Genomic DNA, 26,184 nt, shown 5'->3' with positions numbered 1-26,184 from the left:
TAATGTTGAACTCATCACATAATGCGCACTGCCAGGTTGCATCTGTTCAATAAACCACAAACGCTGTTGCGCATATGACAAAGCCGCCGGCTCTGAACTATCTCTGGGCTCAATTATTATGGCTTTATTAACACCAAGGGCTGCGCTATCAATAAACTGGGCTAACGAGCTAAGCGTGCTGAATTGATATGCTTGAGCTGCAGAGAAGTCAATATTAAAGTAGGTAGCAACGGCTGTTGCCATTTTTATCAAAGAAAGTGAGTGCCCACCCAAACCGAAAAAGCTGCTATCTCGGCCAACTGCTTCACACACAATACCTAGCTTATCAGCCCATAATTCAGCTAACGCAATTTCTGTAGGTGTTATTGGCGGTTGTGTAGTCTGTATCTGTGGTTTTGGCTTTGGTAATCGCTCACGATCTATCTTGCCATTTTGAGTTAAAGGCCAATCAGCAACAATAACGATAGCTTCAGGCACCATATAACTGGGCAATTGTTGCTGCAAGTGTACCCGAAGTAACTCTACTAATTGTTTATCGGTGTCGTTGATGGGCTGAACATATGCAACAAGCTGTTTATCAATAGCGCCTTGCTGTAACACCACCAAACTACTCGCTACACCGTTGAATTGGTTAAGACAACTTCGGACTTCATCCAGCTCTACGCGGAATCCACGAATTTTAACTTGCTGATCTACACGCCCAATAAATGCCATTACGCCTGGGCTAATATAACGAACATAATCCCCCGTGCGGTAGATCATTCGTGGAAGAGTGCTACCCTCAGAATAAAATGGATTCTCCACAAACCGTTCACGAGTCATCTCATCCTGATTTAAGTATCCTAGCGCAAGTCCATGCCCACCAACACATAGTTCTCCTTCCGCACCAAAAGGAGCGAGTCTATCCCCCTGCAAAATATAGACATGATCTCCAGGTAATGCCTTGCCGATAGGAATTGAGGTAGGAGCTACTTCATTAATCAAATGACATGTTGTAAATGTCGTATTTTCTGTTGGGCCATAACCATTCCAGAGCTGAACTTCAGGCAACTTCTGTTGACATAACTTTACAGCAGCAACATCTAACACATCACCACCCGCGATAACATTCTCAAGAGCGTGATGTTCGGGAAGAGACTGAGCCCATTGGCTGAACAAACCAGCGGTCAACCACAAGGTATTGATCTGCCAGAGCGCTAACTGTTGATTTATTTGCTCAGGAGTGACAAATTTTTCAGGGTAAACAACGCAGGTTCCACCGTTAAGTAGCGGTCCCCAAATTTCGAATGTTGCTGCGTCAAAAGCAATGTTTGCACAGTGCAATACCTGTGTCATTGAATTAAGTGGAAAATACTCGGCGTCACAAACTAAGCGTAAAATCCCTTGCTGTGAGGTTAAAACACCTTTTGGCTTACCTGTCGACCCAGATGTGTAAATAACATAAGCTACTTGCTCAGGAGGAGTAGATATTGCGGGCTTGCTCAGCAGCTTAGCAGTATCAATCAATCTTTCCAAATAACCATCACAGAGTAGCAGCTTAGTACCTTGGAAAAATGTGAGTGTACTGCTAAGACTTGGTTCAGTTATCACAAGCGACAACTGAGCATCAGTTACAATATTCTCAAGTCGCTGTTGTGGTTGATTACTATCAAGAGGTACATAGGCGCCTCCAACTTTCAGTATTGCCAACATCGAAACTAGCATTTCTACGCTACGAGATACATGTAAGCCAACTAGCATTCCTGATGTAACGTTATACTTTTCAACTAGAGTGTGAGCGAACTGATTTGCTAGGTGGTTTAACTCTTCATAACTATATTTTTTATTCTTTGCAATGACAGCCACTTTATCCGCATATTTCAGCGCAATGGATTCAAAGCGTTGTGATACTGATTGATTTATTGGGTAAGGGATTTGGGCTTGGTTTAAAGTATGGATTAAATAGTCTTGCTCGGACTGAGTTAACATTTCAAGCTGAGCAGTACTGCCCTCATGGTTGCTTAGCACGCTTCTCAAAAGCTGCCAAAAGTGTTGATCTAAGCTCTCAATTAAGGCATGGTCAAAACAGTTCTGATCGTAATACCAATTAAGATATAGCGTTTTGTGATCAAAGCTAAACTCTAAGTGCAGATCAAACTTTGCTTTACTTTGATGTAGCTGAAGTAAGGATAAGTTTGTTCCAGATAAGAACAGCTGCTCAGGAGCAATCCCCTGCTCAAAATCTTGTTGTTGCGTCAGCATTATTTGAAATAAATTACGCCCTTGCTCAGGAGCTAAACGTCTCACCAGTTCCTCGTAAGAGGCCTCTTGGTTGGCTTGCGCTTGTCTGTTAACATCTTTTATTTGGGCGAAGAAATCGGTAAGTAGCGTATCCTCTACCTGAGTTCTCAACACCAAGATATTGACAAAGAAACCTATTAGACCTTGAGTTTCTATGGTAAGACGATTTGCAGCCGCCGTACCCACAACAATGTCTGTACTATTGCTATGACGTGCTAATAACAAAGCCAGAACCCCATGAACTAGCATAAATGGGGTCATTTGATTATCTTTTAATTGCGCTTCCAAAGGTCGCTTTAAAGCGTCAGAAATACGACTAGAATATTGACCTTGCTGACCTCGTTGCTCTGCTCGTTTGGAAACGTTTAGATATGCAGTTGTTGGCAAGTGGGCAAGCTGACTTTGCCAATAATTATATTGCTGAGCCAATTCGTCGCTATTTTCTCTATCTCGTTGCCACAATGCGTAATCTTTATATTGAATTGGCAGCTCTGGTAGTTTTACTTCTTTTTTCTGCAATGCTAACTGGTATGCAGTTGCAAGTGCTTGACAAAAAATCTCCACTGACCAACCGTCAGCGATAATGTGATGTAAATTTATCACTAAAGTGCCTGACTTTACTTTGTCATCACCAACACCACTTTGCAGCAATACATCCACGTTAAAAAGTGTGTCACGGCCGAGTTCAAAATTATATTCCTGTTGTTCTTGAATATACCTTTGTCGAGCTAATTGATAATCTCGCGCTGTAAGCTGGGAGTAATCAATCACTCTTATGTAGTCATCTCGGGGAGCAGAAATAACTTGAACTACAGAGGAGCCATCTTGAACTAGGTTAGTACGTAGGATCTCATGCTGCGTCGCCAAAGCAATCAAGGCTTTATTCAAGCTATGAATATCGATATGTTCAGAAAACTCAAAAGCAGCTAGCATGTTGTATTCACAACTACCACCTTGTAGCTGATCCAGTGACCACAGCCTTAACTGGGCCATTGACAGGGGGTAACGCTCAGCAGAAGGTTGAGGCAATATTGTTGTGAGGTTTTCAGTCGCTTGGCTCGCAGCATTTAGCTGCTCAGTTAACGCGGCAATCGTTGAAGCTCTGAATAAAGTCGCCAAGTTAATATCAACTTTAAACTCGCGCTTTAATCCCGAGAGCATGCTGACCGCCAGCAAGGAATGCCCACCCAAAGCAAAAAAGTCGCTTTCTGGCGCTAACTTGGCAATAGAAACGTTTAACAGCTTTGACCATATCGAAGCCACACGCAACTCCATTTCGCTCAGGCTCATCTTTGAGTTAGCACCATCACACAAGGCGATTTGTGGGAGCGCTTTCAGATCTATTTTGCCATTTGCTGAAATCGGCCACTGCTCCAGCAACATAAAACCACTTGGTATCATATAGCTGGGTAGCTCCAATGCTAATGCGCGTTTAATCTGCGCCAATAATTCTTCGGTTTTGTTATCCACAGCTTTAACATAGGCATTAAGCTGAGCTTCAGAGGCTGAGGAATCGAGTACGACGATAACCGAGTCGACACCACTTATCTGTTTGATATGATTTTCAATTTCTCCAAGTTCAACTCGGTGACCACGGATTTTAACTTGCTTATTATTACGCCCTAAATATTCAATGTTCCCATCACTTCTAAAACGACCTATATCTCCGGATTTATACATTCTTGCGTCGGGTTGATTTTGCCAAGGATCTGCGAAAAACGTTCGTGCCGTTAGATCCGGACGTTGCCAGTATCCGCGCGTAACTTTACTTCCTCCAATGTATATTTCTCCAGGTACTCCAAATGGAAGCGGACGTTGCTTTGAGTCTAGAATGTACAGTTGAGTGTTGGGATCTGCACGACCTATTGGTACCCTATCTTGGATATCTCCATTTTTCTCAATCTCAAAACAACAGGCTGAAACCGTTGTTTCTGTGGGCCCATAGGAATTGATTAGCCGAGCTGTAGTATTCGTTTCATTTAGCCATTTTCTGACTTTATCTACCGCTAACGCTTCACCACCTAAAATAATAAGCTCAATACAACTCGGTATCTGACCATCAAGCTCGACTGCAAGTCGATGCCAAAACGCGGTCGGTAAACTAAGCAAGTTAATTTCGTACTTTTGACAAAATTGCCAAAAAGCATCAGCACTTCCCAAGCAGGTTTCACTACGTAACACTAAAGTTCCACCATGTACCAAGGCGACAAAGATTTCTTCTATTGCTGTATCAAAGCTCAATGAAGCAAATTGTAATACTCGCTTACCCGCAGTCATGGAATATTTGTGCTGTAATGGCAGGATAAATGCTGCTAGCTGGCGATATTCAACCATCACCCCTTTTGGTTTGCCGGTGGAGCCTGAGGTATACATGAGATAAGCTAAATCGTCTGACTTAGTAGGGATAGAGACTTGCTGATATTCGTATTGTTCAAGCGTCAGATCATCGCTGTTGATGACGGTGCAACCAAGGCTTTGGTTATTTTGATTTTTTAAGTTAGCAAGCCCTGCATTGTCGGATAAGCACAACACTGGGTCGGCATCAGCAACCATAACTTGAAGACGCGCTAGAGGAAGGGCCATATCACATGGTACATAGACAGCTGCCACCTTCATAATCGCCAGTATATTGACAATAAGTGCTATACTGCGTTGCTGGTAAACTAACACTCGGTCTTGTCTTTTCACACCTAACATTAACAAATGTTGGGCCATTGCATCTGCACGACGCTCAAGTTCGGCGTAGCTAATCGTTTGATCTGCTGCAATCACAGCCGTCCGCGCAGCAAGGTTGTTGCTATGCAAAGCGATTTGCTGATGTAGTAAGGCTTGCTCGGTATCTAACTCGTCAATCGGTGTATTTTTTAGCAGCGCGAACCTTTGCTGATCTTCAGCTGAGAGAATCTCAATATCAGAAACTGGAGTTTCAGCACTTTGTAAGGTGATCTCTTGCATCACGACCATTAGCCTTTCTAACAACTGAATGCCTTCAATTTCATTGAAATAAGCAAGGTTATGATCAAGCATTAACGCTGGTGATAGTTCCTCACCATACTCCCAATAAGTCACCGTAACTGGAGTTATTTCATGTAGATGTGATACATACTCAAGAGACTCGGTACCATTTTCAAAATTCAGGGAGCTATCCAATTTTAAATAGTTAAAGGCAATATCAAATAGTTGATTTTCTTTGCCTGAACTACCCAATGCATTGACCAAGTGCCCGAAGGGAAAACGCTGATGTCGAAAGCACTTTTTCTGCCGATTTGCGATATCTTTGACTAACTCCAGCAACGACTTCTCACCTGCGCAATTAAGTGTTGTTGGACTGATACTGGTAAAAGCCCCCAGCATCCGCTTTTGTTTAGCACCGTTACGGTTATGAAAAGATAACCCTATGTTCAATTCCGTTAATTGGTAAGCTTTGGAAAAATAGATGCTTACTCCAGCTAATACCAATTGAGCAACACTCACTCCCCATGCTTTAGCTCGAGCAACCATGCTTTTGTGTAACTGCGTAGGAATATCAAGTTGTATTCGGTTACTCGGTGTATGTTGTTGGCGCCAGCTTTCTTTATGAGTACGGTTAAAAACTCGTGCTTGAGGCGTTATTCCCTGTTCAAGCCAAAATTCTCTATCTCTTTGATACTTTAAACTTGCTACATAATTTTCGTCGTCTGCGACAATTTCAGCCCAGAGCCCCATCTTTGATTGATGTTGTGGGTCTTGACCACGATAATACTGGCTCAATAAATCAGCCCAGTTTGCAAATCCCCAACCGTCCATCATGACATGATGAGCAATCGCTACATACCAGTATTCATTCACGGAAAGCTTGACCAAATAGGCATCGTATAACGGCTGCTCTTCAAGCTGAAACGCTTCTGCAAAACGCTGCTGCAGCCAAACTGTGGCATGCTCAAGAGGAGTTGAGTAGGCCGAAAAGTCGAATACTTCTAAATTAGTAAGTCTAGAGTCACTAAAATACTGAGATATGCCGCTTTCACTCTGGCGCACTCTCATTCCAAATATTTCATGATTTATGACTAGCTTTTCATGAGCTGCTTTAATCCGACTTTCGTCAATCGCTCCCAACTTAATATAGCCACCAACATTATATAGTGGGTGCTCAAGATACTGTTGTTGGTCCAAATAAATGTCGCGCTGCGTTAAACTCAACGCTAAGTAGCAGGTTGAGCCTTGCTTTTGTCCATCCATCATCATCTTCCTAGCTCATTGGATTATCGCGTTCAACTGGCCACTTAGTTGTTTAAGTTCTGTTGTGGGAGAGGAGTCGGTAGCGATTGGTTGCAAGATTGATAGCTGACCTTGCTCCATTCGGATCACCTTATCAGCGATTTTGAAGTACCTGTCATCGTGGCTTATAACTACTACGGCTTTATTTGCTGACTTTAATTGCGGAAGAATTTCCGTATAAAATATTTCTTTAAACTCGGGGTCTTGATCGGCTGCCCATTCATCAAAAAGGTATAAGCTTTTATCTTCAAGGACACTAACCAAAAGTGCTAATCTCTTTCTCTGCCCATCCGATAACGAAGTCGTTGAAAATGCGTTATCTACAACCTTCACTTTTTCATTAAGATCCAATGCACGAAGCAATTGAGTAATTCTTTCCGGATCCACTTTCAAACCAAAAAGACGCTTAAATAAGTGATAATCAGAGTAAATGGCTGCAACTTCTTCACGGCAACTAGCTAGGCTTTCCATTGTTACTTTTGTGTCACCAAAGTAAATATCGCCTTCTGTTGCTTGATAATGCAGTGTCATCAATTTACTTAGCGTGGATTTCCCAGAACCATTCCCTCCGACAATAAAAACAACCTCACCTTTGCTAATTTCGAAACTCAACGGTCCTACTTTAAATCCGGGTTTATCATCAACACTCAAATATCGAAAACTTACGTCATCAAAACGAATACTTTGCCATTCTGGAAGTGGAGAAATTTTCTCGATAAATTGCTCTTCGGGTAATGTTTCTAGCAGAGTGTTAACTTTCCTAACTGAGACTTTAGCAATCGCAATCTGGGGAATAGCGTTCAAAATCACCGATACTGGACCTGCGATATACAACAACACCATCACTACACCAATCAACTCAGATGAAGATATTTGGTGATAATTGACAAAGACAAAGCTGATCATTCCAATCACCATAAAACTCAAAATATCACCGTAATTCACAGCAACTCGCAGTACGCTTTGCGCTATTTTATCGGAGGCTAGGATATGGCTTTCTTGCTGATGCAATGCATAATCAAAGTAATCGTCACTTTTGGCTCTGTTTAGTTTGAGCTCCTTCGCACCATTAATAATACCGCGGATACCTTCTTGTAAATTATCAACGTGCTTGCGGGACTTTGTTATATATACTCGGCTCACATACATGGGTAATTGATAAGTCACCACACCAAATACAATGCAGTAACCGACAAACAGAAAAACATCTCTATTGAGATAGTAGAGAAAGATCATCATGCCCAGTAGCGTTACACCATTTGTTAATAAATCAGGTAGCACTCTCGCTCCCATCACGATCCTCTGAACATCAGTCGTTAGCGCTGCAATCAATTTAGCTGAACCTACTTTTTCCAACGCCACTATTGGTGCTTTACGGATGCGATCGTACATGTCCTTACGCATCTGCGTCGTGACCTCAAGCGCAACACGAGTCAGTAATACTTGTGAAAGTGAACGTGTTACAAAAATAAGGGCACATAAAATAGCAAACGCAATTGCAAATTTGGCACTGCTTACCTGCCAACCAAAGAGTTCTAATTGATCTGACTCTGTTGCCAACCCTCCCAACGACGGCTGAAGCGCTTTTAGGACCAATGGAATAAGAAGTGAATAAGCGATGCCCGCCAGCGCTCCGAGAAAGATGGCACAAAATACCTTGTTAGGCGCCTTTTTTGTAAATACATCAAACAGCTTCATAGTTATCCTTAGTTAGACTAATGCCAAGAAAATAGCGTCGTTTTTCATTTCCATGACGTGCCTAATCACCCGCAATCAATTCAACGTAAGCAAGCTGCGATGGTTCTGCATCAAACCTTTCGAACTCTACTCGACTAAACTTCATAACCATGTCATCGTAATGTTCACTGATCGGGTTGCCAGACTGCCCAGTTGAGTTCATGTAGAAGTGTTGCTCAGGATCGCCCATCACTATGATTTGCCTCATACCAGCACCAAAGTTTTGCACAAACCCTTGTGATTTGTCGTAATATGAGGCTGCAACATTGACCGAATGTATTGAGCCGCCAGCAGGAGCCCTGCGCTCAAATAAGCCATCCAATACTCTTATATGACTAAAGGGAGTATGAGCATATTCAGTATGTTGCAACTCTCCCCAATTCCACCCAGCAATGTCTTCACCTAGTTGATTTGATAACACCTGTAAGGCTTTTTTAAACGCTTTATTTATAAGTTGTTGACAATTATCACTAGAGGAGTTTGCTGCACTATCCACACACCATTGCGGATGCTGCAGCAACTCAACAACAGTCGTCAGCGGTAAAGTAGATGCAATGTCCTGCAAAATATCTAGCTGCCCTTGCTGATTCCAAAAGCCAGCCAGCTCGTCCTTTAATAGCAACTTTCTTATCTCACGCTGCCACACAATAAAAATGCTTGGCGCCTGACTATCCGCTGACATATTGCCGGACCAACTTTTCAGCAGCTCTAACGCTTGACGTTGATGCTCATTCTGCGGTTGAATTTGCTGCGCCAGCGGTAGCAATTTTTTCACTTCAAGATCTAATGTGTCCCCTTGTATGCTCATCATGTCCTTTGCTGTGAGCAGCCTTTCTGGATTTTTTATTAAATCGCTAATCCGCTTACTGCGATAGCTAGGGGCAAATGCATGACTGATAAAATATGGATAAGAATCAAATAACAAACCATCATTGGCTGACACGATAATGCCACTTTCCGGGTTATATAGCTTAGGCATTTGTTGATACGGAATATAACCAGCCCAATCGGTATTAACCCGACCAGCAGGCAATGGGATTACCCCTTCACCAACAGCCCTTATAGGTATGCGTCCTGCTCCAGCGTAACCAATATTCCCTTCGGTATCGGCATAAAGCATATTCAGTGCTGGCGCGACTAAAAAGCTGAGAGCATTTTCAAATGATGACCAATTGTTGGCATAGTTAAGCTTAAAAAAAGCCTCATAAGACGTATCATCAGGGTCTAATCCTGTCCACTTTAGGGAAACAGGGTGCATCATTGACTGCTTGATATCACTGATCAAGGGACCACGCTCAGTAGTTCGAACATTGATTTTTACTGGCTTTATACGTTTATTCAGTAATTCTGGAGTGTCAGCTCTAACCTCTATGATCTCAATTCGTTCACCAAGTGGTTGCCATGAACTCCCAGACTCATATAAGCCTTTTTGGTTAATGTTTAAAGTTTCGAAATATAGGTCTTGCACATCAGCCATCATATTAGTCCCCCCCCAGCTGATATGATCGTTTTGACCAAAGATAATCAACGGGGTACCAACCAAGCCCATTCCTTTAGCTGATAGATGCTCACCTTGTTGCGAAAGTGCATACCAATATGAGGGGATTTGCAGTCCTAAGTGCGGATCATTTGCCAGAATAGGCATATTATCTTTGCTATGCTTGCCACTTATAACCCACGCATTACTACCAACATATTGACCACCAAAGTTAAATTGTTTTTGTAACTTCGAGTTACGTCGCATCACATTTTCAAGTGCGACTAAAGTAGATTGTTGATTAAATTCGGAGTATTGAGCAATACTAAACTTACTGGTGATGCCACCAAATAACTGAGTAAGCTGCTTTTCTGGCAAAGACTGAGCGGCAATATAGTTTCGAATCTCATCATTCATATTGCCAGCCAAATTTAGCGCAAACATTTTAACCCAAGCAATAGTATCTATTTCTTGCCATTGCTGTGGTTTTATATCTAGTAAAGTAAACTCAGCTGGATAAACAGTCTGTTGCGCAATCCAATAGTTAATCCCAGCAACATACGCTGTAACTGACTTTTTAGCTTCGGGAGAGAGGTTTTGCCAAGCTTGCTCTGCAGCGCCATAAATTCCAAGGCTTCGTATCCAAATGTCACTTCCTAGAGCATCTCGACCGAGTACTTCGCTCAAGCGTCCTTGAGCCATGCGTTTTTGAAGTTCAAGCTGCCACATTCTATCTTGAGCATGGACAACCCCTGTTGCAAAGAAAATATCTTGATCATCACTACCGTCGAGATAAACAACGCCATTTTGGTCACGATAAACTTTTACATTAGCGCTCAACCATGGAGCCTTTAGCTGCCCTTTGAGTGGCGGGAGGCTTGCCTGAAGATGGTTAACTCCGTATATCAGAATAACGAGTAAAGGTAGTAAGACCACTAAAATTACTCTTGAAATCAATGGGTAACTCTTAAACACGAGCGAACTAATCCTTTTTTATTATAATTTATTTCTAGCACCTGTACTGCTAAACCCAACAACCCCTAAGATCCCCTGAACTCCCAGTGACGACTGCCTCCAGTCACTCGGGCTGTTAAAACGAAATCGTGTTCATGAATGAGCGAGACTTAATCTGTTGAAATTGGTTAAGTCGCTGACTAGGGTAAAATATAACCACAATCAAACTTAACCTTTAGAAAACACAAAATCAACTAAGAAAACAAAAAAATAACACTTGCAACCATTCGTGAAACAAAACAAACTAATGGCTAATTTTTCATCTGTTTTAACATCAGCTTTATAAGTAAAGGAAAAACAGCTAGAGGGTATGTGGTCTTGCCAGTAGTGGTCTACTTCATAAAACATGTAACCCAAGATGTTAATCGCGAGATATATCAATTCCGGAACAAAAAATTGCAAATGTATCGAAAGTGGGACTTTTGCCTGCTGTAAGTAAAGTCTTTTAAAAATACATAACCAATTGATTCCAATTGACAAATAAAACAAAAGTAGAAGTTGGTATTAAATCTGCTAACCAAGCTTACATCAGAAGATATACGGTAGAGTTCATGGATATAACTATTAATAAAAAGAGTAAGAAAAACGTCAGCAAAAAAATGTGGTTAATTATCACAGCCAGTGCAATGGTCATTATTGTGTTTTATTTATTCTTTAATAGCGGATACTCCAACGCTTCTTATATAGCCAATAATCGTAGTTTACTTTTTGCTAACGTTCAGCAAGGCCAATTCACTATTAACGTGAGAGGCTATGGTGCATTAGTCCCTAAAGAGATCCATTGGATTTCTACTGATATTAACGGCAGAGTTAAACAACTGTGGGTTAAACCTGGAGATAGCGTAAAGCGTGGTGACATTTTAGTTTCTTTGCAAAACCCCCAGTTAATACAAAAAAAGGAAGAAACCACATGGGAGCTCGAGGCGTTGATTGCCGAGAAAAAGGCTGAACGCGTGGCATTAGAATCGCAATTATTCCAACTCAAAACAACGCTACTGGAGACCGATGCCGAGTTTGAATCCACCAAACTGGTACTGGATGCCCAAGAAGCCCTTATAAAAGCTGGTAACTCAACTATTTCAGCACTTGACCACTCGAAAACTAAATTGACCATGAAAAACATTGAGCTGCGTCAAAACTTACAAGCTCAGCAATATAAAAAAATGGAAGAGAATCTCGAAGCTCATATCGCAGGTGCTAAAGCGCGCTTAAATAAAATGCGAAAGACATTACAACAAGTTCAAGGTCAAGTCGACGCATTAGATATAGTGGCGACTTCCGATGGTGTTGTACAAGAGATGGAGCTGGAACTCGGGCAACAATTGACTAGTGGCGATGGCGTAGCCAAGATAGCCCGCTTAAATGACTTTCAGGCCGAGTTAAAAGTACAAGAGCTTCAAGTACAAAATATTCAACAAGGACAAAAAGTAAAAATAGACACAAGGACTTCGACAGTTAATGGAGTTGTTGAACGGATCGATCCCAATGTTGTTGAAGGAACAGTTAAAGTGGAAGTCAATTTGCAAGGAGAACTTCCACCTGAGGCTCGACCGGACTTAAGTGTCGAAGGGACTATTGCGATCGCAGATAAAAAGGACACTCTATTTGTTAAACGCCCAGTATTTGCCTCAGAAAATACACAAGCATATGTTTATCGTGTAGATAACAATTCAAAAACAGCCCAGCGCGTTAAAGTTGAGTTTGGCCAAGTATCAACAAACACCGTTGAAATACTGTCTGGGCTCAAAGCAGGTGACAGAATTATCATTTCAGACCAATCTGCTTGGGAGCAGCATGCGGAAATTATCCTCAATTAGGGAAGCCTTATGACAAATAAAACAATTATTCAACTGGACAATATCGAGAAAAAATTCTCAACGGAAGATGTTGAAACTTATGCATTAAGTCAGATCAGTCTCACTATTAACTCTGGCGATTATATTGCAATTACAGGCCCTTCTGGTTGTGGTAAATCGACACTGCTATCGCTCATTGGCTTACTTGATGTGCCGTCAGCAGGTCAATACGTACTAAGTGGGCATGATGTCAGCCAAATCAGTCGAGATGAGCGAGCCGCCATCCGTAATGAGCATATTGGATTTGTATTTCAGTCTTTTAATTTAATTAGCGATATGACTGTTGAGGAAAATATTGCTCTACCACTAAGTTATCGAAACAACATCGACCAAAAACAAATTAGTCATCTTATTGACTTCGCACTAGAAAAGGTTGATATGCAACATCGCCGTAAGCATTTCCCAAGTCAGCTATCAGGGGGCCAGCAGCAACGTGTTGCCATTGCCCGAGCGATTGCAGGAAAGCCAGCTTTAATTTTAGCTGATGAACCAACTGGTAACCTTGATTCTAAAAACACTGATGCGGTTTTAGAATTACTAAAAAAGTTACACAATGAAGGTACGACGATTGTTATGGTGACACATGACCCGCGCTCAGCTGGACAAGCCAACCGCCAAGTTGAGATGTTTGATGGTAAAATCGTTGCAGATCAAGTCGTAAGCGCAAAAAACTCTGCCGCTTAAGGTGTGCACTATGAATTATTTATTAGATATAAAATACGCTTTTCGACTTTTGGCAAAGTCTCCGCTTTTTACTATTTTGACAACCATCGTATTGGCTGGCGGTCTTGCGGTCAGTATATTCAGCTACTCTTTTTTGCATACCTTCGTCTTTTCTGATTTACCATTACCCGAAGGCGAGTCGATAGTGAAACTACAAGCGACAGAACAGGGCTATGACCGTATGTTTGATGCCGTTGACTTTGCTGCCATTCGGCCACAAATATCAACGCTAAGTGAATATGGCATGTATTATTCAACTTCAGTGCTGTTGGATATTAATGGTCAAGCTCAGTCTCACAATGCTACTTTTAGTGAATGGAACTTGTTCCAATTCTCCCGCGTCCAACCGCTAATGGGTCGAGCTTTTAGACCTGATGACAGCTCCCCCCGGTCAGAAAAAGTTGCCGTGATAGGCTATGACCTTTGGCAAAGTAAGTTCTTCGGCACGCCGGATATTCTTGACTCCACAATTAAAATCAATGGTAAAAATACCCGAGTCGTTGGCGTTATGCCTCAGGGATATGGTTTCCCTGTTGCTTCAAAATTATGGCTTCCGATTCCTGATCCCTTGTTTACGACTCAAAATAGGGATCAAGTTTATGTAGATGTATACGCTCGGATAAAACCCGATATAGCACAAAATGTTGCCAATGACGCACTATCTCGCATCGCCAAAAACACTTATGAGATGCGTCGTCAAAATAGTGATACTGCAATCGATGACATTTACATCACGACTTTTCAAGCCGCGCAAACCAATGGCGCTGATGGTATTATCGTTTTCACCATTCTAAACATAGTCACCGGATTTATTTTTCTGCTAGCAGCAATTAATGTGGGGAATTTACTGTTAGCCCGCATGAATGCAAGAACCAAAGAGATATCTATCCGAGTCGCCCTTGGTGCGCCGCAGAAACGGCTTATCGTCCAAATGATGTGGGAAAGTATTATTATCTGCGTAGCTGGTGGCGTTATTGCTTTACTTTTATCAGGCTGGGCACTGCAACAAGTTAATCAGTTTTGGATTAACATGAATCTAGCTGACGGATTGGCCTATTGGTGGCACTGGGGACTTGACCTGAATACTATCTTTGCGACTATCATCTTCATTTTTGTCGCTATTATCATGACGGGTGTATTACCTGCGCTACATGTAACAGGTGGCGACTTCAACGCCATTTTGCGAGGTGGTACCAGAGGCGCGGCTAGCAGCAAAGGAAACAAAGTTACTAGAATGCTACTCACTACCGAAATTACTGTTGTTACGGTATTAATGTACCTAGGTATTGTCTCTAGTTTTTTTGCCAATCAGCTGATCAATTTAGATATTGGCTTAAACACCAAAAACATCTTGTCTGCCCAAGTTTCTCTGCCAGCAGAACGTTACGACTCCCACCCTCGCCGCAATGCACTCTACCAAAATATCGGATCTAGGCTACAGCAACAGTCAAGTGTGTCTGATGCAGTTGTCACTACTAGCTTTGGTAAAAATACCTTCATGCAACAAGGTATAAAATACCAGCTGGAGCAAGATAAACCACAAGCTGTGATTAGAAGTGTATCAGGCAACATTCAATTCACAGGTGTCCAGCTACTCACAGGCCGCTATATAGATTCAAGGGACCAAGGGAACACCATGCCTGCAGCAATGATCAGTAAAACTTTAGCACAGACTTATTGGTCTGAAGGATCGGCCATAGGTAAACAACTTAAAATAAGTGACGAAGTAGAAACAGCTAGTACTTGGGCAACAATTGTCGGCGTAGTTTCAGATCGTGTTGAAGGCACTCCAGTTAGCGATCCTAAAAATCTAATGACAATTTATCGTCCAATAAGTCAACTAGATAGCGGTAATATCAATATAGAATACAAGTTTATTGGTTCAGAGCAACAAGCTCGCTCAGTGATTTATGAAACGCTATACGCAATAGACTCAGAAGTACGTATCAGTGCACTTAAAAGTATGGAAGAATTACTCGTAATGCTAAGGGATCTCACTCACTCTGCAACCCAACTATTTTTGAAATGCGGCTTATTTGCCTTGGCATTGGGAGTGACAGGTATTTATGGCCTCACGGCCAATTCAGTTACCCAACGCCAACATGAAATTGGGATCCGCAGGGCATTAGGTGCAAACGATCAAAACATCATCCGCTGGCTCGTTAAACTCGGAGCAAGACCGATGTTAAAGGGTCTAAGTATTGGTTTAGTTTTGTCAGCCATACTCAGCTTTGCCACTTGGCAGATCATCGCGTTAGATATCTATCTCTACGCGATTAGCGCCTTGGTTGTAATTGTAATAACAAGCACGGCTGTGTTAAGCGCCATTTACCTTCCTGCGCGCCGCTCAATTCAATTAGAGCCGAGTGAAACACTGCGCTGTGAAGACTGATGTAGCAAACCTCCTAGCTGACGATCTTTGTCAGCTAGGTCCTAAAATCAGACCCTAAGGAGAAGGAAATGTTTACAACTACTGTCATACGCGTCGGCTTTACAGCACTTGTTATGCTCTGCGCGACGTCGCAAGCACAACAACCCGCCCCACAAACCACTTCGCTTGAATCGGCATTTTACAATCGACAATATGAGCAAGTCGCTGAAGTATTAGCGGCACAAAAAAACAAAGATCTTAACTCGGAAATAATGGCTGTATCCGTTGCAGTAGCACAAGATAGCGACGATAAAGAAGCGATGCTAAATGCCTTGATCAAGCGGCATCCAGAAAATGCCGAAGTGCATTTTGTAGCTGGCGAATTATGGTATCAAATTAAGGAGCAATCGAACCTCTTTAATAAACTTGGTCTAGTGGAAAAATCTAATAAGCATTCAATTAGAGCTGCTGAGTTAGCACCAAACAATCCTAAATATTTAGTTGCTGCTGCAAAAGCTTTAGCTATTGAAAGCGGCTTTTGGGACTCAGAAAAGAAAGCATCGAAAGCCATCGTCGAACGACTGAAAGACATGGATAAACATTATTATTATTTGGCTCTCATGGATTACCTTCAAAACACTCAAAATGAAAGCCTCGCGTTACAAACTGTAGATTTTGTGAATCAACACTACCCTCATGATATTGCCTTAGTAAACCGAGCCGCTAATTTGCTTTGGACTTTTTCGGCCAAAGAACAAGCACAGAATCTGTTCGCTAAAGGGTGCCAAATTAATAATGTAGCCACTGGGTTGTTACCTACTTGGCGAGATACTTGTGTGTCTGCCGCTTATTTAGCATTACAGGAACACGGGGATAAGCAATTAGCAGTTGATGCCATGGAGCACTTAATAAGCAAAGAACAAGTAGAAGATGAGCAGCACATAGAATACTTAATGCTGTTAGGTGAACTAAGTCGAGCAGTAAAGGACAACAATAAGGCTAAAAGTGCTTATCAACAAGCGCTAACACTTAGCAATGACAGTTCAACAAAGCGAGATATTCGCCGTGCACTCGATAAAGTAAGCCAATAAGCGACATTAGTAATATAGAGAAGGTAAAAATTGACTTGAAAAAACACAAGTAATTCAGCAAGATGGAGTTATTGCTATTATTTATCCTAGCAAAGATCATGAGTAAAGATTAAATTTTTATAATGTAAATCATATAGATAAAGATTTTTTTCCTTGATACACATGATACCTCGAAGCAGCAAGCGTAATGTTTGTGAAGCAGTTGTTGTTGTAATATCAAATTACCGTTTTAATATAGCAGGCGTTAGATACTAATAACGCCGCTTCAGCTAAGCAAATATATGATATAGATAGTCTTACGGGTTGCATTGTCGCCACCAGAGGAGTAGTAAAATGACAAAAATGGCAAGATATGCTCTACGAATTGCTGCCTGTTAATTAGGAAATCACGATGAGTGAATCGATTCTTGTAGCAGATGATAATCCAGACATCATCACCTCTGTACAACTACTGCTTGCTGAGTTTGACTATCAGGTATTCAGTGCTACTACCCCAACAGAGCTACTTAATGCACTGGAAACAAAGCACTTCGATCTAATACTCATGGACCTTAATTATCACTTAGACAGCACCTCAGGTATGGAAGGTCTAGAGTTATTAGCTAATATTCGAGCCAAATGGGACATCCCCGTAATAGTCATGACCGGATGGGCTACTGTAGAGTTAGCAATAACGGCTCTCCAACAAGGTGCTAATGATTTTATCCAAAAACCTTGGCAGAACGAACACCTCGCAAACAGCATTAAAACCCAATTAGCCTTAAGCGATAGCCAAAGGTTAAGCAAAAAACTAAGTGCTGAAAACAATCAGTTACGTACGCAACTCAGTAATAATCACTGCACTCTAATCGCAGACTCACCTGCGATGCAGAAATTAATTGCAGAAATAGATCGATTACGAGAAAGCCAATCGAGCATTTTACTTACCGGTGAAAACGGCACAGGAAAAACGCTACTCGCTCGCTATATACATAATGACTCACAACGAAGTCAGCAGCCTTTTATCTCCGTAAATATGGGAGCTATCGCTGATGGTGTGTTTGAAAGTGAATTTTTTGGCCATAAAAAAGGAGCGTTTACAGGAGCAATTACTAGTCGAGAAGGTCTTGTCAAACAGGCTCAATGTGGCACATTATTTTTAGATGAAATAGGGAACACTCCCCTTTCTCAACAAGCTAAAATACTTAGCGTGATTGAAGAGAAAATGTATACACCTGTTGGGAGCACACAGGTATATCACGCTGACGTCAGAGTCATTAGCGCCACTAATATGGATTTAGTCAGAGCGATAATGGAAGGAACATTTCGCCAAGATCTATTTTATCGTCTAAACACTATCGAACTTCGTGTACCGTCACTTAGGGAGCGTTTGGAAGATATTCCTCTTTTAGTAGATCATATGTTAGATAAGCTCATCGCTGAGTATAGCTTCGCACCAATAAGGCTTACGAATTGCGCCATGGAGAAACTTAAAGCACATTCATGGCCAGGCAATATTCGAGAACTTAACCATTGTATTGAACGGGCAGTATTTATGTGTCAAAACGGTGTTATAGATGCACATCATTTGCACTTAGTTACTGAGCCTGCAGCTACAACAGCAAACGCTGCGGTTACCGCAGCGGTACCATTAAATCTGACTTTGGATGAACTCGAACGACAAGCCATCATCGAAAGACTTGAACATTATGCAGGAAATGTGAAAAAGACAGCAGCATCATTAGGCCTTAGCCGAAGCGGCTACTATCGTAGAATTGAAAAATACAACCTTTAAAACATAGCAGCTTTGACCTTGTCTACCACACTTAAAACCACAACTGGAATGCTCATAGTATTGAGTTTAGCCTTTTGTTATTTATTAAGCTTACTATCGGTATCTAAATATATCATAGCGTTGACAGGGCTATTTCTACTTCCAGCCTGCCTGTTTTTAACTAACCACATAAAAGCGAGCTATTACAACCAAACTAGAAACATTGCTGTATTACTAGAAGCACTGGTGGACGAAGACTACAACATACGGTCAGCCATCCGTGCTGAAGATGATGAGATGCTAGAAATAAAACAGCTCCTCAATACACTTTCACAAAGGCTAGCACAACAAAATGTTGCCATAAAAGAAAGCCAACTTTTACTGGAAAAAGTGATCACTCACATTGATGTAGGAATAATTGCCACGGATGTTAACTACGACATAACCTTTGCAAACCCCGCAGCTAATGAGCTACTAGGCCTTCAATCGTCACAACAAGGCGCAAACTTAAGCTGCACTACAATCCCTGTAGAACAAGTTACAAGACAGCCACAAAGCTTTACCATTAAAGATGGTGCTGTTAGTAAAACCTATCGAATTGCGGTAGTAAAATACATTCATCATCAGCAGCTCAACTATCTATTTTTTATCAGCGACGTACAATGGTTATTAATAGATAAAGAGCGAGAGAGTTGGCAACGCTTACATCGAGTACTCAGTCATGAAGTTAACAATAGTTTAGCTCCGATCTCTTCTATTAGTGCCACGTTACTGAAACAGCTTCAGAAACTAGAAAGTGCTACACCGGCTCTTGAGCAGGGTCTTACGGTGATCCATAATCGCTCAACTTCGCTCTACAAATTTATTAGCAACTTTCAGAAAATTAGTAAGCTACCTCAACCTAATAAGCAACCGCTCGACATCTGTGAACTTATCGAAAAATGTATTTTACTATTTCCCGATAGCAAAATATCACTACTAAATCCAACGAAATGCCAGCTATATGCTGATCCACACCAATTAGAACAAGTCTTTGTGAATCTTTTAAAAAACGCTCAAGAAGCCATGAGTACAACAACAGGAGAGATTACCATTGAGTTTGAACAAAGCGACAAATATTGCAGTATAAAGATAATTGATGAGGGTGTCGGCATTAGTAATACTGACAACCTCTTTATTCCGTTTTTTTCTACCAAAGTGTCTGGCAGCGGTATAGGTCTAGTGTTTAGCCGGCAAATACTTTTCAACCATTTAGGTGATTTACAAATTCAAAATAGAAACGATAAAAAAGGAGCTGTTGCAATAGTTTCTCTTCCAAGGTTGCAATCGTAACAATTGCTACAGCGTTATATTACTATTTTTAGGTATACACCTTATTGCAGTAGATGAATCATTCATAAACAAAATATCCATCAATTAGAGGGATCGTTCTTGTATTTTTGTAACAAACAAAATAAAGTAATAACGATTTGCATTTAAATTAGTAACGGATGTACGTAGTTGTGCCTACCTCACACACAAAAGCTTTGCGACAGCAAACCCCAGACGTCGCGTCCTTAAGTTCATGTTTCCTTGTTATTGCTATTCATATCGGAGGCATTGCTTTTGCGTGGACAACTACCTCAATACCGGAGCCAATGGAAATATCTTCTCAGCACTCTAGCATTAAGGGCAAGTTTATCAACTTACCATCCCAAACAGAGGTAACGACAGTTCAACAGCCTGAACCTATTGTAGAACCTGAGCCTGTTGTAGAGCCTGAGCCTGTTGTAGAGCCTGAGCCTGTTGTAGAGCCTGAACCTGTTGTAGAGCCTGAACCTGTTGTGGAGCCTGAACCTGTTGTAGAACCTGAACCTGTTGTAGAACCTGAACCTGTTGTAGAGCCTGAACCTATTGTAGAGCCTGAACCTATTGTAGAGCCTGAACCTATTGTAGAGCCAGCCCCAGTCAGCTCCACTGTTCAATCAGAACAAAGTGATGTTAGTAACACGACAGAGACGGCCACTACTTCTCAGGATCCGAGTTTACCGCCTGGGCTTGTATTACCGCACATGAGCGACGCTAATGCATTAAACAACCCGGCACCTATTTACCCAAGATTATCCCGTAAATTTAAAGAACAAGGGACAGTCTTATTAAAAATTTATATTGAAGCGGACGGCAGCGTCTCTGAGATAGAAATACATGAGTCGAGTGGCCACGGTCGCCTAGATCAGTCTGCAAAAGCAACTGTAAAACACTGGCAATACCAACCGGCAACTCAAGACGGACAAGCGATCGGTTATTGGTACCTACAGCCTGTCAATTTTGCATTAAATTAAATAAGGAACAGTCATGGAGAACCCATACGGAATCGCCGCCATGTGGGCACAAAGCGATATCGTCATTAAAGCAGTAGCGTTTAGTCTGCTGTTTATGTCAATCGCAACTTGGTGCGTCATATTAATTAAAGGCATTAAGCTTTATAAATTAAAACAGCCACTTGTTGGCTCTAAGCAGTTTTGGCACGCACAAGATGTGCAGTCAGGTATTTTATTGCTCGAAACTCCAACGGGCCAAGCGACGCCCTTTAGTTCACTGGTCAACGAAGGCATGCATGCCAAGGCGCATCATGAGCAACACAAAGAAGATTTGCATGGTAATTTACCTATCGCGGAATGGTTAACTGCCAGCTTACGAACTTCTATTGACGAAAGTAAATCGGAACTACAGAGTAACTTAGCGATACTCGCTTCCATTGGTGCCACCGCTCCCTTTATCGGCTTGTTTGGCACTGTATGGGGAATTTACCATGCCCTGATAAGCATTGGCGTTAGTGGCCAAGCAAGTATCGACAAAGTAGCAGGTCCTGTGGGTGAAGCATTAATTATGACTGCTTTTGGCCTTGCCGTCGCTATCCCCGCAGTACTGGGTTACAACGCACTCACTCGGGGAAACAAACGCGTTGTAAACCGCCTGAACCACTTTGCTCACGAATTACACGCATTCTTACTGATGGGCTCTGCACCAAATGCAAACGCTAAGCGCCCAGTATTTAAATCGGTCGGAGGTAAATAATGGCGTTTGGCCAAGGGTTTGAAGATGACGAAGAGGTCATGGCTGAAATAAACATGACACCACTTGTGGATGTGATGCTGGTATTGCTGATCATTTTTATTATCACCATGCCTGTGATCACTCAGTCCATTGAAGTAGAGCTGCCCAAAGCAGCCTTGCAAGAAACCAGCGCAGAGATATTGCCCGACAGCGTTTCTTTGATAGTACAAGCGAATGGTGATATTCAGTGGCAACAACAAGCCATCACGCTCGCGCAACTTAAACAACGTTTAGTTGAAGTTGCAGCACAATCACCTCAGCCTCCGGTCCAATTACAAGGCGCTGCCAAAGTCCCCTATGAAAAAATAGTCGAGGTTATGGCACTGGCGCAGCAATCGGGCGTTAACTCGCTGAACTTTGTGACACAAACCAAGTAATAAAAGCAAGATAGCGCTAAGCGGGGTGTCGCCTTGTTATAGCGCTATGAAGATTGATAAATAGATAGAACTTAGCTTTTTTAACACAGTGCAACGGGCAGAGATTAGGCACTAAACGACGAAGGATCTCGTTAGACAGTTTAAATACGAATTAATTTCATAAATATTTAAATAAATTAAATTCTCACTCGTCTAATCCAAAACATAATTTTAGTTGAGCTTCTGATAGTCATACCAATTCGCTTAATTAAGTGATCTATTTTGAGGCGAGAAAATCTTGTCGATAACAAGGCGAAAATTTTGCTATTTAGTTGTTCTAAATGAGAAATTTTTAACGCGGTTAGCGTCAGATTTACTCCTTCAAATTGAGCAAGTATTAAGACTAATTGGTATTAATAGCGCCCTGTCGGTCTTGACGCTCAGCAGGCCCTAGGACAATAGCAGTAGCTAACCGTAACTGTGAGGATTAAGTATGAACAACACATCTCGCTTTTCATTAGTAGGTATTGGCTTCGGACCTTCTAATATTGCACTAGCAATCGCACTTCGCGAGCAAGGTCTAACAGATTGGGCTAACCATGCCTTGTTTATGGAACGTCAGCCAGAGTTTTCATGGCATAAAAATATGATGCTCGAAAACACCCACATGCAAATTTCCTTTTTGAAAGACCTTGTCACTATTCGTAATCCTAAAAGTGAATTTACGTTTATTAACTATTTACACCAAAAAAATCGCTTAGCAGACTTTATCAACCTTCAAACATTTTTCCCAAGCCGACATGAGTTTAACGACTACTTAGCATGGGCGGCTTCGCATTTTAAAGATCAAACCAGCTATGGCGAAACAGTATTTGATGTCCAACCGATTTTAGAAAACGAACAAGTTGTTGCGCTACAAGTGCATTCCAGAGGTGTTGATGGCAGTGAAAAAGTAGTTGAAACAGATAACCTAGTCGTCAGCATTGGTGGTGGTGGATATATACCAAAACAATTTAGAAAGCTGGCGGGCGACACCCGCGTATTCCACAGTAATGATTACAAAGTTGCTATTGAAGCAAATAACACAGCTAAGAAAATTGCCGTAATTGGCGCAGGCCAAAGTGCCGCCGAAATATTTATGGATTTACACGGCCGCGCAGATGATAACCAAGTCGATTTTGTTATTCGTGCAAACTCTATTAAGCCATCGGACGACAGTCCATTTGTAAATGAAATCTTCAATGCAGAATATACTGATAAAGTTTTCTCCAAATCCGATATCGAACGCGAAGCCTTCTTAAAAGAATACCGCCAGACCAATTACGCTTGTCCTGACTTACCCCTTATCGAACAAATTTACGGCGTATTTTACGAACAAAAAGTACGCAGCCACTATCGCCATCGCTTCCTTTCTAGCACAGAAGTCGCAGCGGTTGATGCGGACGAAAACGGTATTCATCTAACCCTCACAAACCGCAAAACTGGCGACACTAAAGTGTGTAGCTACGATGCGGTAGTGTTGGCAACAGGCTATGTACGAGATCAGCACAAAACGCTATTGGCGCCTTTATCAAAATACTTAGGTGACTTTACTGTGGGACGCGACTACCGCATTCAAAGCACGGAAGACTTTAAACCGAATATTTTCTTGCAAGGCGCATGCGAAAGCTCCCATGGACTGAGCGATACTTTATTATCAATTTTGGCAGTCCGTAGCCAAGAAATTGGTGAGGTACTTAAACAACTAAAACAAACATCAACGCCTCAAGTTACTGATAACACGGCGCTAGTGGACTAGCCTCGAACTAAAACGGGTGATTGAGAAAAGCTCTGCTCAATCACCAAATAATTAAATCTGCTTCTCAAAAATAATAAGGAGTCTTTGTGAAACAACAACGCTCAACCCCATTGTTAACCCTATCACCCATTGCTGCCGCCATTTTAGGTTTAACACTGGTATCAACTGCGCATGCTGAAGGTAACTCGCCAAGCAAACTAAAAGCGGTTACCGTCAATGCTGATGCCGACCAAGAAACGGCAACAGGTCCGGTTGAAGGTTACAATGCACGCCGCAGTGCAACTGGCTCAAAAATCGATGTTGCAATAATTGAAGTGCCACAAACCATCAATGTTGTCACCGCAGATAAAATTGAAGCCATTGGCGCAACGCGTGTAACAGAAGCATTATCATATACCGCAGGTGTGAATACCGCACCTTGGGGTGACTTACCACAATACGATTGGTTATACATTCGTGGTTTCGATGCTTATGCACCTGGTTTCTACCAAGATGGTCTTCAGATCCGTAACAGTGGTAACTGGGGTTTATGGCAGACCGAAAGCTACGGTATGGAGCGTATAGAAATTCTTAAAGGCCCCTCTTCGGTATTATATGGTCAAAATGGTCCGGGTGGCGTAGTAAACCTAGTTAGTAAAATGCCAACGCCATTTTCGCAAAATGAGCTGCAGATCAAGCTTGGCAATAACAGCCTCAAACAACTAGCCGTTGATATGTCAGGTCCAATTGACGACGACAGCGAGTATTTATATCGCGTGACAGGCTTAACCAAAAAATCTGATTTGAGTACCGATCCACTAGAAAACGATCGCGACTACCTAGCACTGTCAATGACTTGGCAACCAAGTAGCCAAGGGAAAATTACCTTTTACTCACAATACTACGACATTGAGTCTGGCGCTGCTTGGCACGCCTACCCAACAACAGGTACTATTTTGCCGAACCCTAACGGCCAAATCCCGTTTTCAACATTGATTGGTGAGCCTGATTTCAACCGCTACAACCAAGAGCAGTGGGTAGTAGGTTATAAAGGCGAGTATCATTTCAATGACAGCTGGCAAATCAAGCAACACGCGCGCTATGCAGAATTTGACGTTGACTATGGCATCATTTGGGGTAAATGGGCGCAAAAAAATGCTGATAACCCAAATGACCCTGAAAACTTCCGTTACTTAGCCCGTACTCCACTATCAAGTAAAGAGAAAGTCAGCGGCGCTACTATCGACACGCATTTGATCGGTCAGTTTTCACACGGCAACGTAGAACACACATTACTCATTGGTGCCGATTATCAAGATACAGAGATTGAAGTGAGAGCGCGCTACGGCGGTGTGTTAGCTGATCTTGATATCTTTAACCCGACTTACGGCTCAAGTGTGATCCAGCCTGAACCTAATATCAAGGGTGTTTCCAAGCTAGAGCAATTTGGTATTTATATCCAAGACCAAATCAAAATTAATGAGAAGATCATCATTTCTTTGGCTGGTCGTTGGGATGAAGCAAAGCTAAAAAATGAGACGCTAGAAGGTCAAGTAGACCCGACATCAGTGCGTACAGACAGAGAATTTAGTGCTCGCGCCGGGGTTGTTTATTTAGCTGACAACGGCTTAGCACCTTACTTTAGCTACTCTGAATCTTTTGCACCGACAACCAATGTTGACCCTGCTACCGCTCGTCCTTTCTCACCTGAAACAGGTAAACAATACGAAACCGGTGTACGCTATCAACCAAAGGACTCAACTTCAAGCTATAGTGCAGCGGTATTTGAGATTGAGCGTAGTGACTTCACTCAGTGGGTATGGACAACCGAACCTGCTGGCTACAAACAAACGGGTGCCGTCGTTGTGCGCGGTTTAGAGTTCGATGCCTTTGTGCAACCAACTGAAAAAATGAACTTAACCGCTTCTTACGCTTACATTCCAAAAGCGGATGTCACTGAGAGTGGTCTAGATCCAAGACTTGCTGACGAAGTCGGCAAACAGGATAAAGCAGTTTCAAAGCATCAGTTTAATATCTGGAGTGACTATCAACTTACTGACGACTTCACTGTAGGTTTAGGCGCACGTTACACGGGTAGTAACAAAGGTACTGGTGAAAAAGCACCTAAAACCGTTGAGGGTTACACCCTGTTTGATGCCATGGCAAGCTATGATCTGGCACAATGGCGCTTTGCACTCAATGTGCGTAATCTAACCGACAAAAAGGTTATCGCTTCATGTGGTGAAACATCCTGCTCCTATGGCAGTCGCTATACCAATTGTATTAAGTAAATGAGCTATTTTGAAGCGGGGAAATAGCTTTAGTAGCAAGGCAAAAATTTTGCTATTTAGTTGTTCTAAATGAGAAATATTTAACGAAGCTAATATGATATTTCA

At 42.0% G+C, this 26,184-nt stretch carries 14 protein-coding genes; 11 read left to right on the top strand and 3 right to left on the bottom strand.

Annotated elements, in window-relative coordinates; genetic code table 11:
- The 3 genes from MHN32_RS09950 to MHN32_RS09940 form a co-directional block, all read right to left on the bottom strand.
- The coding region (locus tag MHN32_RS09950) for a non-ribosomal peptide synthetase (protein WP_239421636.1) at positions 1-6,504 on the bottom strand (6,504 nt) is incomplete at its 3' end.
- Positions 6,505-6,513: 9 nt separating this feature from the next.
- Positions 6,514-8,235: a cyclic peptide export ABC transporter gene (locus tag MHN32_RS09945; RefSeq protein ID WP_239421635.1), complete on the bottom strand. Its 1,722-nt coding sequence runs from the start codon at positions 8,233-8,235 to the stop codon at positions 6,514-6,516.
- Positions 8,236-8,296: 61 nt separating this feature from the next.
- Complete coding sequence (locus MHN32_RS09940; protein ID WP_239421634.1) at positions 8,297-10,591, bottom strand: penicillin acylase family protein; 2,295 nt, start codon at positions 10,589-10,591, stop codon at positions 8,297-8,299.
- Positions 10,592-11,316: 725 nt separating this feature from the next.
- On the opposite strand from MHN32_RS09940, the gene MHN32_RS09935 reads away from it, so the two are divergent.
- From MHN32_RS09935 to MHN32_RS09885, 11 genes are all read left to right on the top strand, one after another.
- Positions 11,317-12,582, top strand: a complete 1,266-nt coding sequence (locus MHN32_RS09935) for an HlyD family efflux transporter periplasmic adaptor subunit (protein WP_102056211.1) — start codon at positions 11,317-11,319, stop codon at positions 12,580-12,582.
- 9 nt (positions 12,583-12,591) lie between these two features.
- A complete protein-coding gene (locus tag MHN32_RS09930) occupies positions 12,592-13,305 on the top strand; it encodes an ABC transporter ATP-binding protein (protein ID WP_206471356.1) in 714 nt (237 codons plus the stop codon).
- A 10-nt stretch (positions 13,306-13,315) separates the two neighbouring features.
- Positions 13,316-15,736 (top strand): ABC transporter permease, encoded by a 2,421-nt coding sequence (locus MHN32_RS09925; protein WP_239421633.1) that lies wholly within the window; start codon positions 13,316-13,318, stop codon positions 15,734-15,736.
- 68 nt (positions 15,737-15,804) lie between these two features.
- Positions 15,805-16,806, top strand: a complete 1,002-nt coding sequence (locus MHN32_RS09920; RefSeq protein ID WP_239421632.1) for a hypothetical protein — start codon at positions 15,805-15,807, stop codon at positions 16,804-16,806.
- A 391-nt stretch (positions 16,807-17,197) separates the two neighbouring features.
- A complete protein-coding gene (locus MHN32_RS09915; protein WP_102056208.1) occupies positions 17,198-18,580 on the top strand; it encodes a sigma-54 dependent transcriptional regulator in 1,383 nt (460 codons plus the stop codon).
- 18 nt (positions 18,581-18,598) lie between these two features.
- Positions 18,599-19,891, top strand: a complete 1,293-nt coding sequence (locus MHN32_RS09910; protein WP_102056207.1) for an ATP-binding protein — start codon at positions 18,599-18,601, stop codon at positions 19,889-19,891.
- A 305-nt stretch (positions 19,892-20,196) separates the two neighbouring features.
- A complete protein-coding gene (locus tag MHN32_RS09905; protein ID WP_239421631.1) occupies positions 20,197-20,880 on the top strand; it encodes an energy transducer TonB in 684 nt (227 codons plus the stop codon).
- Between the two features lie 13 nt (positions 20,881-20,893).
- The gene (locus tag MHN32_RS23845; RefSeq protein WP_010607668.1) at positions 20,894-21,616 is read left to right on the top strand and encodes a MotA/TolQ/ExbB proton channel family protein; all 723 of its coding nucleotides are present in this window, start codon (positions 20,894-20,896) and stop codon (positions 21,614-21,616) included.
- The gene (locus tag MHN32_RS09895) at positions 21,616-22,032 is read left to right on the top strand and encodes a biopolymer transporter ExbD (RefSeq protein WP_239421630.1); all 417 of its coding nucleotides are present in this window, start codon (positions 21,616-21,618) and stop codon (positions 22,030-22,032) included. The genes MHN32_RS23845 and MHN32_RS09895 overlap by 1 nt, the downstream gene beginning before the upstream one ends.
- 472 nt (positions 22,033-22,504) lie before the next feature.
- Entirely contained in the window at positions 22,505-23,809 is a 1,305-nt protein-coding gene (locus tag MHN32_RS09890; protein ID WP_010607670.1) for a lysine N(6)-hydroxylase/L-ornithine N(5)-oxygenase family protein, read from the top strand.
- An 86-nt stretch (positions 23,810-23,895) separates the two neighbouring features.
- Positions 23,896-26,079, top strand: a complete 2,184-nt coding sequence (locus tag MHN32_RS09885; protein ID WP_239421629.1) for a TonB-dependent siderophore receptor — start codon at positions 23,896-23,898, stop codon at positions 26,077-26,079.
- Positions 26,080-26,184: the final 105 nt, after the last annotated feature.

The sequence above is a fragment of the Pseudoalteromonas sp. Of11M-6 genome (assembly GCF_022347905.1).
Taxonomy (GTDB): Bacteria; Pseudomonadota; Gammaproteobacteria; order Enterobacterales; family Alteromonadaceae; genus Pseudoalteromonas.
This window is presented reverse-complemented; position numbering and strand designations above follow the sequence as displayed.